This window comes from Streptomyces sp. SAI-127, from assembly GCF_029894425.1.
In the GTDB taxonomy this organism is placed as follows: Bacteria; Actinomycetota; Actinomycetes; order Streptomycetales; family Streptomycetaceae; genus Streptomyces.
In genome coordinates, this window is sequence record NZ_JARXYJ010000001.1 from 758634 (window position 1) to 771519 (window position 12886).

Annotated in this window: 11 protein-coding genes; 4 read left to right on the forward strand and 7 right to left on the reverse strand. The window is 70.8% G+C overall.

Features of this window, described 5'->3' with window-relative positions:
* Nucleotides 1–27 precede the first annotated feature (27 nt).
* The gene (locus tag M2157_RS03695) at nt 28–2724 is read left to right on the forward strand and encodes a branched-chain amino acid ABC transporter permease/ATP-binding protein (protein WP_280864399.1); all 2697 of its coding nucleotides are present in this window, start codon (nt 28–30) and stop codon (nt 2722–2724) included.
* Between the two features lie 75 nt (nt 2725–2799).
* Here M2157_RS03695 and M2157_RS03700 read toward each other — a convergent pair whose 3' ends face one another.
* From M2157_RS03700 to fabG, 5 genes are read right to left on the reverse strand one after another with little or no spacing between them, the layout of a single operon-like run.
* The gene (locus tag M2157_RS03700; RefSeq protein ID WP_280864400.1) at nt 2800–3594 is read right to left on the reverse strand and encodes a glucose 1-dehydrogenase; all 795 of its coding nucleotides are present in this window, start codon (nt 3592–3594) and stop codon (nt 2800–2802) included.
* 16 nt (nt 3595–3610) lie between these two features.
* The gene (locus M2157_RS03705) at nt 3611–4819 is read right to left on the reverse strand and encodes an acetyl-CoA acetyltransferase (protein ID WP_280864401.1); all 1209 of its coding nucleotides are present in this window, start codon (nt 4817–4819) and stop codon (nt 3611–3613) included.
* Nucleotides 4819–6264: an OB-fold domain-containing protein gene (locus M2157_RS03710; RefSeq protein ID WP_280864402.1), complete on the reverse strand. Its 1446-nt coding sequence runs from the start codon at nt 6262–6264 to the stop codon at nt 4819–4821. Before M2157_RS03710 ends, M2157_RS03705 begins: the two co-directional genes overlap by 1 nt.
* Nucleotide 6265: 1 nt before the next feature.
* Nucleotides 6266–7516 carry an acetyl-CoA C-acetyltransferase gene (locus M2157_RS03715; protein WP_280864403.1) on the reverse strand — a complete coding sequence of 417 codons (1251 nt, stop codon included), beginning with the start codon at nt 7514–7516 and terminating at the stop codon, nt 6266–6268.
* Nucleotides 7517–7538: 22 nt separating this feature from the next.
* Nucleotides 7539–8285, reverse strand: a complete 747-nt coding sequence (gene fabG, locus M2157_RS03720; protein WP_280860340.1) for a 3-oxoacyl-ACP reductase FabG — start codon at nt 8283–8285, stop codon at nt 7539–7541.
* Nucleotides 8286–8398: 113 nt separating this feature from the next.
* Between fabG and M2157_RS03725 the strand changes: the two genes are divergently transcribed.
* The gene (locus M2157_RS03725; RefSeq protein ID WP_280864404.1) at nt 8399–9625 is read left to right on the forward strand and encodes an acyl-CoA dehydrogenase family protein; all 1227 of its coding nucleotides are present in this window, start codon (nt 8399–8401) and stop codon (nt 9623–9625) included.
* A gap of 263 nt (nt 9626–9888) precedes the next feature.
* On the opposite strand, the gene M2157_RS03730 is transcribed toward M2157_RS03725, so the two are convergent.
* Nucleotides 9889–10362: a hypothetical protein gene (locus tag M2157_RS03730; protein WP_280864405.1), complete on the reverse strand. Its 474-nt coding sequence runs from the start codon at nt 10360–10362 to the stop codon at nt 9889–9891.
* A gap of 24 nt (nt 10363–10386) precedes the next feature.
* Complete coding sequence (locus M2157_RS03735; RefSeq protein WP_280864406.1) at nt 10387–11202, reverse strand: hypothetical protein; 816 nt, start codon at nt 11200–11202, stop codon at nt 10387–10389.
* Between the two features lie 270 nt (nt 11203–11472).
* Here M2157_RS03735 and M2157_RS03740 point away from each other — a divergent pair, with 270 nt between their 5' ends.
* Together M2157_RS03740 and M2157_RS03745 are read left to right on the forward strand one after the other, a co-directional pair.
* Entirely contained in the window at nt 11473–11868 is a 396-nt protein-coding gene (locus M2157_RS03740) for a hypothetical protein (protein ID WP_280864407.1), read from the forward strand.
* Between the two features lie 184 nt (nt 11869–12052).
* On the forward strand, nt 12053–12886 hold the full coding sequence (locus M2157_RS03745) for a helix-turn-helix transcriptional regulator (protein WP_280860345.1): 834 nt from the start codon (nt 12053–12055) through the stop codon (nt 12884–12886).

Here is a 12886-nt window from a genome sequence, read left to right on the forward strand (position 1 = left end):
TCGCACCTGCCCTCGGGAGGTTCCTCGATGGACGACGTCCTGCGTTTCGCGCTGCTCGGCCTCGGGCTCGGTGCCCTCTACGCGCTCACCGCGCACGGCATCGTGCTGGTCTACCGGGGCTCCGGCGTCCTGAACTTCGCGCACGGCGCGATCGGTATGGCCGGGGCCTATGTCCAGTGGGAGCTCGCAACCCAGCACGACGTGACGTACTGGCCCGCCACCGCCTGCGGCGTGCTCACCTCCGCGGTGCTGGGCGTGCTCACCCACCTGCTGGTGCTCCGCCCGCTGCGCAGAGCGTCCTCGCTGGCGCGTCTGGTCGGCACCCTGGCGGTCTTCATCGTGCTCACCGCGATCGCCGTCAAGCGCTACGGCGACAGCCTGGAGCTGGTGCCGGGCAAGCTGCCCACCAAGCTGCTGACGATCGCCGGGGCGACGGTCTCCGAGGACCGCATGTGGCTGATCGGCATCGCGGTCGCCGTGACCGTCCTCCTCCATCTCCTCTACAAGCGCACCCTGTTCGGCCTGGGCACCAGCGCGGTAGCGGAGAACGAGGGCGCGGCCGCCTCGCTCGGCTGGTCCCCGGACCTGATTGCCACCGGCAACTGGGCACTGGGATCGGCGCTCGCCGGGCTGACCGGCATCCTGATCGTGCCGGTCATCGGCCTGTCGGTGACCGGGCTGACCACCCTCCTGCTGAGCGCCCTGGCCGCCGCCCTGGTCGGCAAATTCTCCTCGTTCCCCGTCACCCTGGCGGGTGGCCTGGTCATCGGCGTCGTGCAGTCCGAACTGACCCGCTTCGGCTCCGACGTCACCGGGCTCGCCGCCTCGGTCCCCTTCCTGTTCATCGCCCTGGTGCTGGTCGCACGCGGCCGGGCGCTGCCGCTGCGCGGCACGTTCCTGGACCGGCTGCCCGCCCTGGGCACCGGGAAGGTCCGCCCCCTGCCGTTGGCGCTCGCCGTCGTGGCCGGGCTGTCGCTGGTGAGTCTGGCGACGCCGCTGTGGGCCGACGCGATCACCACCACCCTGGTGCTGTCACTGATCATCCTGTCGATCGTCGTGGTCACCGGCTACGCGGGACAGGTCTCCCTCGCGGCCTACGCACTGGCCGGGACGGGCGCCTTCATCGCCGGACACGCGGCGGCCGACTGGGGCTGGCCCTTCGAACTCGCCCTGTTGGCAGGGGTGTTGGGCACGGTCCCGATCGGTCTGCTCTTCGCGCTCCCGGCGGTCCGCACCCGCGGCGTCAATCTCGCGATCATCACGCTCGGCCTCGGCACCACGCTGGAGGCGATGGTCTTCCAGAACACCGATCTGTCGACGACCCCCGGCAGCGACGGCATCGCGGTGGGCAAGCAGACACTCTTCGGGATCAGCATCTCCGGCGTCGACCATCCGCAGCGGTACGCCGCCGTCGTGCTCGTGCTGTTCGTCGCCGCCGCGCTCGTGGTCGCCAACGTGCGGCGCAGCCGGACCGGCCGAAGGCTGATCGCCGTACGGGCGAACGAGCGGGCCGCCGCCGCCCTCGGCATCGACGTCCGCGCCGCCAAGCTCTACGCCTTCGGCCTGTCCGCGGCCATCGCCGCGCTCGCCGGAGTGCTCACCGGCTTCCGCTCGACCTCGGTCGTCCTGTCCGACTTCGCCAGCTTCGGCTCCATCACCGCGCTCGGCCTCGCGGTCATCGGCGGGGTCGGTTTCCTCGTCGGCCCGCTGTTCGGCGCGACCTTCGCCGCGGGCACGGTGGGTGCCCGGTTCGGGGACCTCGTGCTGCCCGGGCTCAGCGAGTGGATGCCGCTGATCGGCGGGATCATCCTGGTGCTGACGCTGGTGGGCAACCAGGACGGCATCGGGAAGGGGCTCAGCAGACAGGCGGCGGGGAGCCGGCGCAAGCTGCCCCCGAAACGGCCGGCGACCGTCCCCAAGGACGAGCCGTCAGCCGTCCCGACCGCGACCCGCGCCGCCCCACTCCCCCTCCAGGTACGGGACCTCACCGTCCGCTACGGCGGTGTCGTCGCCGTCGACGGGCTCTCCCTGGACGTCGCACCGGGCCAGGTCGTGGGGCTCATCGGTCCCAACGGCGCCGGCAAGACCTCCGCCATCGACGCGGTCACCGGCTTCACCCGGGCCGCGTCGGGCAGCGTGCGCCTCGGAGACCGGGACGCGACCCGGCTGCCGGTCCACCGGCGGGCAGCAGCCGGTCTGAGCCGCTCCTTCCAGTCGCTGGAACTGTTCGAGGACATGACCGTCCTGGACAACCTGTACGCGGCCTGCGACCGGCCCGGCCGATGGGCCTACCTCACGGACCTGATCCGTCCCGGCAGCCGCCCGCTCCCCACTCATGTGCTCGTCGCGGTACGGGAGTTCGGTCTCCAGGACAGTCTGGACCGGCCGGTGGGCGACCTGTCGTACGGAGAGCGGCGGCTGCTGGCCATCGCCCGCGCGGTGGCGGCCTCGCCGTCCGTGCTGCTCCTCGACGAACCGGCGGCGGGCCTGTCGGACGACGAGACCCGGGAGTTGGCCCACTTGGTACGGCGGCTCGCCGAGGACTGGGGCATGGGCGTGCTGCTCGTCGAGCACGACGTCGACATGGTGATGAGCGTCTGCGACCAGGTCGTCGTCCTGGACTTCGGCCGCCGGATCTGCGCCGGCACCCCCGAGGAGGTCCGGCGCGATCCGGCGGTCCGGGCGGCCTACCTGGGCGACCTGGAGCCGGAGACGCTGGCCTGAACGTCCCGTCCCGGGGAACGCCGAAAACCGGAGGCGCTGCGATCAGCGCCTCCGGCAGCAACGACAAGGGCCTTGTCAGGCCTCGCGCAGATCCGCCACGTACGGCTGATGGGACAGCAACCCGCCGTCCACGCGCAGGGTGTGCCCGGTGACGAACGCCGACTCGTCCGAGGCGAGGAACACCACCGCCGAGGCGACGTCCTCCGGGCGCCCCAGGCGCGGGGTGAGGTGATGGCGCAGCATCGCCTCCCGGATCGCCCCGTGCGCCGAACCGGAGCTCGCCGGGGTGACGATGAACCCCGGCGCGATGGCGTTGCAGCGCACGCCCTGCTTGCCGTACTGGGTGGCGACGTACTGCGTGAGGTTGATGAGGGCGGCCTTCGAGGCGCCGTACGCCGGGTTGCGCAGGTCGCCCGCGAGGCCGGATCCGGACGAGGTGTTGATGATGGAACCGCCGCCGCGCGCGATCATGTGCGGGACGGCGGCCTGGATGGCGACCATGGTCCCGCGCAGGTTGATCCGCATCGTGTCGTCCCAGACCGCCGGGTCGGCCTCCACGACGGCGAGGTCCTGGCGGGCGGCCAGGTGGGTGGCCGCCGCGTTGTTGTGCAGGACGTCGAGACCGCCGTACGTCTCGACCGCCACGGCCACCATGGCCCGTACGCTCTCGATGTCGCCGAGGTCGACCGGAACCGCTGTCGCCGAGCCTCCGGCGGCACGGATCTCCTCCGTGACCGCCTTGGCGCCCTCGAGGTTCAGGTCGGCCACGACCGTGTGAGCGCCTTCGGCCGCCACGCGACGCGCGGTGGCGGCGCCGATGCCGGACGCGGCCCCGGTGACGACGGCGATCTTGTCTTCGAGCCGTCCCATGGTCGAACCACCTTCCCTATGCGGTGAGTTGGCTGCCGACGACCGACACGAACGAGACGCACTCGCCGGGTCCGCCACCGAGGTTGTGCGTCAGGGCGAGCGAGCGTCCTTCAGCCACGGACTTCACCGTCCGCTCGGCCGGTGCCTCGCCGCGCAGTTGGAGCCAGGCCTCGAACATCATGCGCAGGCCGGAGGCACCGATGGGGTGGCCGAAGGCCTTCAGACCGCCGTCCGGGTTGACCGGCAGAGAGCCGTCCAGGTCGAACGCCCCGCTGGTCACGTCCTTCCAGCCCTGGCCGCGCTCGGAGAAGCCCAGGTCCTCCATCAGCACCAACTCCGTTGGTGTGAAGCAGTCATGGACCTCGGCGAGGGCGAGTTCGGCGCGCGGGTCGGTGATGCGCGCCTGCCGGTAGGCCTCCTGCGCGGAGGCGACGACCTCGGGGAAGGTGGTGAAGTCGTACTCCGGGTCGAGGAGCCCGTCCGCCGGACCGGCGACGAAGGACAGCGCCTTCACGAAGATCGGCTTGTCGGTGTACTTATAGGCGTCCTCGGCGCGCACCACGATCGCCGCCGCCGAACCGTCCGAGACGCCCGAGCAGTCGAACACGCCCAGCATGCCCGCGACGATCGGGGCCGACCGGATGCGCTCCAGCGGCACCTCCTTGCGGAACTGCGCGCGCGGATTGCGGGCCCCGTTGACGTGGTTCTTCCATGCGATGCGGGTGATGACGTCCTTCATCTCCTCCCCCGCCAGGCCGTACTTGGCGGCGTAGGCGGGAGCCAGGAGGGAGAAGTTGGCCGGGGCCGTGATCTCCCCGCGGCTGTCGTCTCCCGCGCCCGGGATGGCCGTACCGGACAGCCCGGACATGCCGGAGTCCTTCAGCTTCTCCACGCCGACGGCCATCGCCACGTCGTACGCCCCCGAAGCGACGGCGTAGCAGGCGTTGCGCAGTGCCTCCGAGCCGGTGGCGCACATGTTCTCGACGCGGGTGACCGGCTTGTTGGGCAGGTGGAGCGCCCGGCTCAGGGTCAGCCCGGACACGCCGGAGGCCTGGGTGCCGAACCAGTACGCGTCGATGTCGTCGAGGGTGATGCCGGCAGAGGTGACCGCCTCGCCCACGGCGTCGATCAGCAGGTCGTCCGCCGAGCGGGTCCAGTGCTCGCCGAAGGGCGTGCAGCCCATGCCGACGATCGCGACCCGGTCCCGTATTCCGTGCGAGCCCATCAGTGTGTCCCCTCGGTCTCGTCGGTCTCGCCCGTGCGCACCGGCCGGGCCTTCCAGAAGTAGTTGTGCACGCCGGACGCGGTGACCGTGCGCCGGAAGGTCATCTCCACGCGGGCGCCGATGACGGCGTCGGCCTCGGTGGCGTCGGTCAGCTGGCAGCGGAACCGGCCGCCGCCGTCGTAGTCGACGACCACGACCAGCATCGGCGGACTCGGCGTGGCCGCCAGGCGGTCGACGGTGAACGTGGCGACCGTGCCGCGCACGTGCGCCATCGGCTCGTCGGTCATGGCGTCGACGCTCCGGCAGGAGGTGCACACCCGGTCCGGCGGCAGATGCCGGGTGGCGCACTTCTCGCAACGGGAGGCGACGAAGCCGTACTTCCAGGCCGTGCGGCGGTGCGCGGGCGGGGCGTAGGGCGGCTCGGGGTCCGGCCGCCGGGGTGGTTCACGGTCGAGGAGACCGCGCCAGGACAGGTACGTGGCGTACGGCATCGGGGCGCTGCCCTGGGCGACCTGTGCGGAGACCGGGCGGGCAGCCCGGTGAGCCGGGAGCGCGTCGGTGGTGCGCAGCAGGAGGACTCCGGCGCCGTCGCCGAGCACGACGAGGGCGATGGTCTCGCCGGGCCGGGCCCGGTCGAGGACGTCGGCGAGGAGCAGTCCGGGCTGGGCGGTGCCGGCGTTGCCGATCGCTCCGGCCAGGTCCGGGGTCACCGCCTCGGGACGGACACCGGCTGTGCGCCGGACCGCCGCGCACGCGCGCGCGTGCAGGCCCGCGACCACGAAGTGGTCGATCGAGCCGATGTCGACCGCCGCGTGGTCCAGGGCAGCGGTGAGCGCCTTGTCCGCGAGGGACACGTAGATCTCCTCGGCGAAGCGCTCCTCCCAGACCCGGGAGACAGGCGCCCCCGGCAGCCGCCAGCGGTCGAGGATCTCGTCGCTGACCGTGTCGTGTGCGAGCAACTCCGCGATGACGGGGGCCCCGTTGCGGTGGCCGCCGAAGACGAACGCCGCCGCGCCATCGCCGCCCGCGACCTCGTCGCTGCCGCCGGGCAGGCCGGTGCGCAGGTCGGACAGGACCGTCAGGGTCGGTACCGGGGACCGGGCGGCCGTGACCAGGGCGCCGAGGCCCGAGCGCACGGAGCCGGCCATGTCGGCGGCGAGCACATGCTGGTCGAGACCGAGCGCGGCGTGGACGGCGGTGGCGTTGGTCTTGTCGAGGTAGGCGGGTGCGGCGGTGGCGAGGAAGAGCTGGCTGACGCGGGCGCGCAGGCCGTCGCGGGCCAGGGCGTCGCGGGCCGCCTCGACGGCCATGGACGTGGTGTCCTCGTCGTAGCCCGCGACCGCGCGGGTTCCCTTGCCTCCCCTGCCGCCCAGTGCGGCTGCGACATCCGTCCTCGCGAGGCGGTGGTACGGCACGTAGGCGCCGTATGCGATCAGTCCGGCCATGTCAGCGTCCTCCATGAGCGTGGGTTGCGTCGGTCGGCCGTTCGAAGACGGCGGCCAGGCCCTGGCCCCCGCCGAGGCACATGGTCTCCAGGCCGTAGCGGGCCTGACGGCGGTCCAGTTCGCGCAGCAGGGTGGCGAGGATGCGGCCGCCGGTGGCGCCGACGGGGTGGCCCAGCGAGATGCCGGAGCCGTTGACGTTGAACCGCTCGAAGTCGGTCTCGGTCAGGCCCCATTCACGGGTGCAGGCCAGTACCTGGGCGGCGAAGGCCTCGTTGAGTTCGATCAGGTCGATGTCGGCGAGTTTCAGTCCGGCTCGTTCCAGGGCCCTGGCGGTGGCGGGTACCGGCCCGATGCCCATCGTCTCGGGTGGTACGCCGACGACGGCCCAGGAGACCAGGCGGCCCAGCGGGCGCAGGCCGAGTTCGGCGGCGCGCTCGGGGTGGGTGACGACGCACAGCGCGGCGCCGTCGTTCTGGCCGCTGGCGTTGCCTGCTGTGACGGTCGCCTCGAGGTCCTGACGGCCCAGCACGGGGCGCAGCGACGCGAGCTTCTCCAAGGACGAGCCGGGGCGCGGGTGTTCGTCGGTGTCGACGACCGTCTCGCCCTTCCGGGTGCGTACGGTGACCGGCACGATCTCGTCGGTGAACCGGCCCTCCCGCTGGGCCGCGACGGCCTTCTCGTGCGAGCGCAGGGCGAGTCGGTCCTGCTCCTCGCGGGGGATGGCGTACTCGCGGCGCAGGTTCTCGGCGGTCTCCAGCATGCCGCCGGCGACTGGGTGGTTGGCACCCCCGGAGGTGACGCGGCCGCGGGCCAGGCGGTCGTGCAGGGTGGTGCCCGCGCCGCGTACCCCCCAGCGGACGTCGGTGGTGTAGAACTCGGCCTGGCTCATGGACTCGACGCCGCCGGCCAGCACGAGGTCGCTGGCGCCGGTCTGCACCTGCATCGCCGCGGTGATGATCGCCTGCAGTCCGGAGCCGCAGCGGCGGTCGATCTGAAGTCCGGGGACCTCTACCGGCAGACCGGCGTCCAGGGCGGCCACGCGGCCGATGGCCGGAGCCTCTCCGTTGGGGTAGCACTGACCCAGCAGGACATCGTCCACGGCTGCGGGGGGTATGCCGGTGCGTTCCAGTACGGCGCGGACGACCGTGGCGGCGAGTTCGGCCGCCGTCACGTCGCGGAAGACGCCGCCGTAGCCGCCGACGGGGGTACGCACGGGTTCGCAGATCACCGCGTCACGCAGGAGGGCGGGCATCAGTACTGCCTTTCATGAGGAGTCACATGTACCGACCGCCGGTGACCTCGACCACGGCTCCGGTGACGTAGCTCGCCAGGTCGGAGGCGAGGAAGAGGACGACCTGGGCGACCTCGGCGGGCTCTCCGGCGCGTCCCATGGGGATCTCGGCGAGCTTCGCGTCCCAGGCGGCGGGAGGCATTGCCTCGGTCATGGCGGTGCGGATCAGGCCGGGCTGGACGGCGTTGACGCGGATGCCCGCTTTCGCGAGTTCCTTGGCGGAGGCCTTGGTGAGGCCGACGAGTCCGGCTTTGGCGGCGCTGTAGTTGGTCTGGCCGAAGTTTCCGACCTTGCCGGCGATGGAGGAGATGTTGACGATGCTGCCGCCGTGTCCGTGCGCGCGCATGGCCTCGGCGGCGTACCGGGTGCCGTTCCAGGCGCCGGTCAGGTGGACGTCGACGACGGCGCGGAAGTCGGACAGGGCCATCTTGCGCAGGGTCGCGTCCCGGGTGATCCCGGCGTTGTTGACCATGACGCCGACCGGTCCGAAGGTGTCGGCGCAGTGGGCGACGAGGGCGGCGACCTCGTCCTCGTCGGTGACGTCGCAGCGCAGCGAGGTGGCTGCCACGCCGTTCTTGGCGAGGCGTTCGGCGGCTTCCGCCGCCGCGTCCTCGTTGATGTCACCGAGGACGACGGACGCCCCCTCGGCGCCGAGGACTCCGGCGATCTCGAAGCCGATGCCCTGTGCGCCGCCGGTGATCACCGCGTTGCGGCCGTCCAGCAGTCCCATGTCAGCCCGCCCTGGCTCGACGCTATTCCTCTCAAATAGATAACCTATTATGCTGAAACAATCAATACAGCGATGGAGCTGTGCGCACGGGCCCGGACGAGGAGAGTACGCAGGTGGACATCAGCTATCCCCCCGAGACCGAGGCGTTCCGCACCGAGGTCAGGGCGTTCCTCGCCGAGACACTGCCATCGGACTGGAAGGGCATCGGCGCTCTCGACGAGGAGGCGGCCTGGGCCTTCGCCCGGGACTGGCGCCGTCTGCTGGCCGAGCGCCGCTACCTCTCGCTGACCTGGCCCGAGCAGTACGGCGGCCGGGGCCTGACCAAGCTCCACCAGGTGGTGCTCATGGAGGAACTGGCACTGGCCGGTGTGCCGTTCGGGCTGCCGCAGGACACCTTCGGCGTGAAGATGCTGGCCAACACGCTGCTGCGCTGGGGCACGGACCAGCAGAAGGCCCACTTCCTCCCCCGCATCCTCAGCGGCGAGGACACCTGGTGCCAGGGGTACTCCGAGCCGGACGCGGGCTCCGACCTGGCCTCCTTGAGGACGCGCGCGGTGCGTGACGGTGAGGAGTGGGTGATCGACGGCCAGAAGGTGTGGACCTCCGGCGCCCACCACAGCGACTGGATCTTCGTCCTGGCCCGCACGAACGCGGACGCCGCCAAGCACCGCGGCATCTCCTTCCTGCTCGTCCCGCTCGACCAGCCCGGCGTCGAGGTGCGGCCGTTCCGCATGATGAGCGGGCAGCTGCACTTCAACGAGGTGTTCTTCAACGGCGCCCGCACCCGCGCCGATCTCGTCGTGGGCGGTGTCGACAATGGCTGGACCGTCGCCCAGAGCCTGCTCGGCGTGGAGCGCGGGGAGGAGGCGGCGACCAACCCGATCCTCTTCAAGGCGGAGGTGGAACGCCTCGTCGAGCTGGCCCGGCTGTACGGCAAGGACCAGGACCCGGTGATCCGGCAGCGCATCGCCTGGTGCTGGTCCAAGGTCGAGATCATGCGCTATCTCGGCTACCGGATCCTCACCGGCTGGCTCAAGGGCACCGAGCCCGGACCCGAGTCGTCGATCGCCAAGCTGTACTGGAGCGAGTACCACACCAAGGTCACCGATCTGGCGATGGACATCATGGGCCTGCACGGCCAGGTGCCGGTCGGCCGCCCGCCCCTGCGCACCTACCGCACCGACGACCCCGGCGCGGCGAACTCCTCGGCGTCCTGGTCGACGACATACCTCATCGCCCGCTCCGGCACCATCTACGCGGGCACGTCCCAGGTGCAGCGGAACATCCTCGCGGAGAAGGTGCTGGGGCTGCCGCGCGAGCCGAGGGCGGCGGCGGGTTAGAACCCGGTCGGGAGCTGTGCCGGCTTTCGGCGGTGGACCGCGTCTCAGGCGGCGCCTGAAGAGCGTGGTGGGCCGGATCGTCATGCCCGGTCGGCGTCATCGAGTGGACGGATCCATTGGACGCGCTTTGAAGATGGTTCCGCCCGTCTGTGGCGAGTGTGGCGGGCGCGCGTTCACGGCGGACAGCGAGGAGTCCAGCCCGAGTCTCCTCGATAAGTCGATCTTCGAGGGCCTCGCAGATCAGGCATCTCGCCAGGAGCGCGCTAGCTGCGCGGCCACCGGAGAGCGTGCACACCCAACGACAGCAGCGGCGAGCCGGGCCCGCGCACCCCGTCCTCGTACCACCAGTAGCTCAGGCCGACGATCCCGGAAAGGAACCCGGCGAGGAAGCCCAGCGCCAGCGGGCCCACCGGGTTGGGGGCCCCCTCCTCGACCACTCGCCCGCCGACCTCGAAGATCGCCACCCCGAACCCGAGCGCCACCGCTACCCCGGCCAGGCCCAGCACCAGCCACGCCCACCGGCGGCTCCTGGTCGCCGCGACACTGAGCACCTTGAACTTCAGCGGCTTCTGGCAGCTCCCGCATTCCAGCGCCTCCACCCGTCGGCCCTTCTCCGGCCGCTCGATGTCGATCGGATAGAGAGCAAACTGGCGGACGACATGGCTGCTGTGGACGTCCTTGGACACCATGTGCGCATATCTCAGACTTGGATACGGCCCCAATTCCCGCTTACTCATGGCAGCCTCCCTTCAGATACATGCTCAATCTCCGTAACTCGGGGAACGCAGGACGTCGTCCAGGTCGAAGCTGAACGTCGGCGTCGGGTACAGCGGGTCGGGCACACCCGTGGTGTCGGGCACGTCGTACGGGTCGGCGGTGGGCTTGCCCTCGGGGCTGCAGACCTGCGGCGCCGCTGGAGGCGACAGCTCGTACTCGGCCACCCGCTCGGTCCTGAAATCCACGTCCCCGCCGTAGATGTTGAGGCCCCCGGACTCGGTGCTGATCTGCTCGGGCAGTTCCTTGCTCTTGAGGGGCTTGCCGACGTACACCGCGACCAGGGCCCCCACGCAGACGCTGCGGTCGCCGGCGTAGAGCTTCTCCGGCGGTTTCACGAGGAGCTCCTTGCGCCCGTCGGCGCGCAGCTCGGTCCGCTTCACGGAGTCCATGTCGAAGTAGTAGTCCGGCGGGGCCTCCGTGGCGCTGGTCGTGTGCTCTCCGGCGCCCGCCGAGCCGTAGGTGAGCTTCCAGAACTCCACCTGAACGGTGACTGTTTCGCAGAGCGGGCCGGAGTAGCCCTCCACGCTCTCGTGGATCGTGACCGGGTCCTTGGAGGTGTCGACGCCTGCGTCGGGGGCATCGGCCGCTATTCGCACCCAGTCCGTGGCCTGTTCCGTCGTCCACTCCCCGTTGGAGTGGCAGCCCTTGGCGTTGGTCGGATAGGGCGGGGAGGGCGTGGCCGACGGGGTGGTCGGGGCAGCGGTGGCGGTGCCGGTCACGGAGGGCGTGGCGGCCGATGCGTCGGTGCCGTCTCCGTCGCCCGAGCAGCCGGCCGTCAGCAGCGCGACGGCCGCCAGCATGGCGGTGACCGGAGCAGCGGCATACCGAGCCGGCCGGTTACGTCCCGTCGGGGTGACGGCGCGGACCAGCCACCGTACCCGGTCTCCTGCAGACTCCAGCAACGTCATCATCCTGACCTGTGCTCAGTGGCGCTCCGGTCGAGCACGATTCACCCTCGATCAAGACCCTCCCCTAAGCGGACGCTGAAGAGATCAGTAGAACTACGCAACCGGCTACGTATGTTCGCCGTCCGCGGAGTTGCCGTCGGTGCACCGTGAGATCGTCCGCAGGTGACCAACACTGCTCGTGCGGAAAGCACTTCGGACCGGCCGGACGACCGCGCCGCGTCTGCCCTGCGCTTCGCGACGGAACTCGTCGCATGGGTGGCCACCCCCTGGGCCCTGGCCGGCCATTCCTGGCTGCTCGCCGCCCTGTCCGTGGCGGCCCTGATCGGCCTTCCGACGCTCTTCTCCACTCCGGGAGACAAGGCCAACGTGATCATCGCGGTGCCGGGCTGGACCACGATCTTGCTGGTGCTGCTCCAGCTTGTTGCGGCCGTGGTCTCCTCATGGCTGGCCTGGCCCGCCTGGGCGGCGTTCTCTGTGACCCTGCTGGCCGCCGCCACCCTCGTCACGGAGCGTCGGCGCTGGCGCTGGCTGATCTCCCGCGACCGATTCGCCCGATGAAGCGCTCACCCGCCAACTGAAGGCCCAGTGGGCTGGGCTGGGTCAGGGCTGGGAAAGTCGGTTGTCTTAGAGTCTGTGGTGACCGAGCGGCCGGAGGTGCCATGTCCCTGCAGGTGAAGGCATGCACGACAACGCTCGCATCCACTGAAGGGGAACGTGTCGAGGCGGAAGCCGCGGTGGACAGATGACAGCGCAGGACCGACGGCGTGAGCTTGCCGAGTTCCTCCGCAGCCGGCGGGCGCGGCGCACGCCGGCGCAGGCGGGGCTGCCGACCTTCGGGCGGCGGCGCACACCCGGGCTGCGGCGCGAGGAAGTCGCGACGCTCGCCGGGGTGAGCATCACCTGGTACACGTGGCTGGAGCAGGCCCGCGACATCCGCGTCTCGCGGCAGATTCTCGGGAGCCTGGCCACGGCCCTCGGACTTGATGCGGTCGAGCGTGACCATTTGTTCCGGCTGGCCGATGAACCGCCTCCGGACAGGGCGCCTTCGCGCGCCGAACTGCCACCCCAATACGAGCTGTTGCTCACCCACCTGGACCCGAATCCGGCCTTCATCGTGAACCCGCGGTTCGACATCCTGGCCTGGAACCGCGGCTGCGAACTCCTCTATGGCGACCTGGGCGCCCTGTCCGCATCGCGGCGCAACGTTTTGTGGCTCACGTTCACCGCACCCGAGGTGCGGGAGATGACCCGAGACTGGGAGACGGAGGCCGCGCTCACCGTCGCGCTGTTCCGCACGCAGGCGAACGAAGGCATCCTGGCGCCCGAGATCACCGGGCTCATCACGGAACTGGCCGACGCCAGCCCCGACTTCGCCCGCATGTGGCGACGCAAGGAACTGGCGCCGTTCGTGCCCGAGGCCCGCACGATCGACCATCCGATACTTGGCGAGGTCACCCTCGACTACGTGAAGCTGCACGTGGCGAATGACGACAAGACGCTGGTCTCGTATCTGCTGCCGCCGGGCTCAGAGGTGGAAAGCCAATTCCTGAAACTCGTCAGAAATACGAGTGCGTGA

Bases quoted from the DNA above. Each gene is read 5' to 3' on its own strand.
- fabG (WP_280860340.1), bottom strand. From the start codon at position 8,285: ATGGGACTGCTGGACGGCCGCAACGCGGTGATCACCGGCGGCGCACAG.
- M2157_RS03710 (WP_280864402.1), bottom strand. From the start codon at position 6,264: ATGGCCGGACTGATCGCATACGGCGCCTACGTGCCGTACCACCGCCTC.
- M2157_RS03735 (WP_280864406.1), bottom strand. From the start codon at position 11,202: ATGCTGGCGGCCGTCGCGCTGCTGACGGCCGGCTGCTCGGGCGACGGA.
- M2157_RS03695 (WP_280864399.1), top strand. From the start codon at position 28: ATGGACGACGTCCTGCGTTTCGCGCTGCTCGGCCTCGGGCTCGGTGCC.
- M2157_RS03705 (WP_280864401.1), bottom strand. From the start codon at position 4,819: ATGGGCTCGCACGGAATACGGGACCGGGTCGCGATCGTCGGCATGGGC.
- M2157_RS03700 (WP_280864400.1), bottom strand. From the start codon at position 3,594: ATGGGACGGCTCGAAGACAAGATCGCCGTCGTCACCGGGGCCGCGTCC.
- M2157_RS03745 (WP_280860345.1), top strand. From the start codon at position 12,053: ATGACAGCGCAGGACCGACGGCGTGAGCTTGCCGAGTTCCTCCGCAGC.
- M2157_RS03715 (WP_280864403.1), bottom strand. From the start codon at position 7,516: ATGCCCGCCCTCCTGCGTGACGCGGTGATCTGCGAACCCGTGCGTACC.
- M2157_RS03730 (WP_280864405.1), bottom strand. From the start codon at position 10,362: ATGAGTAAGCGGGAATTGGGGCCGTATCCAAGTCTGAGATATGCGCAC.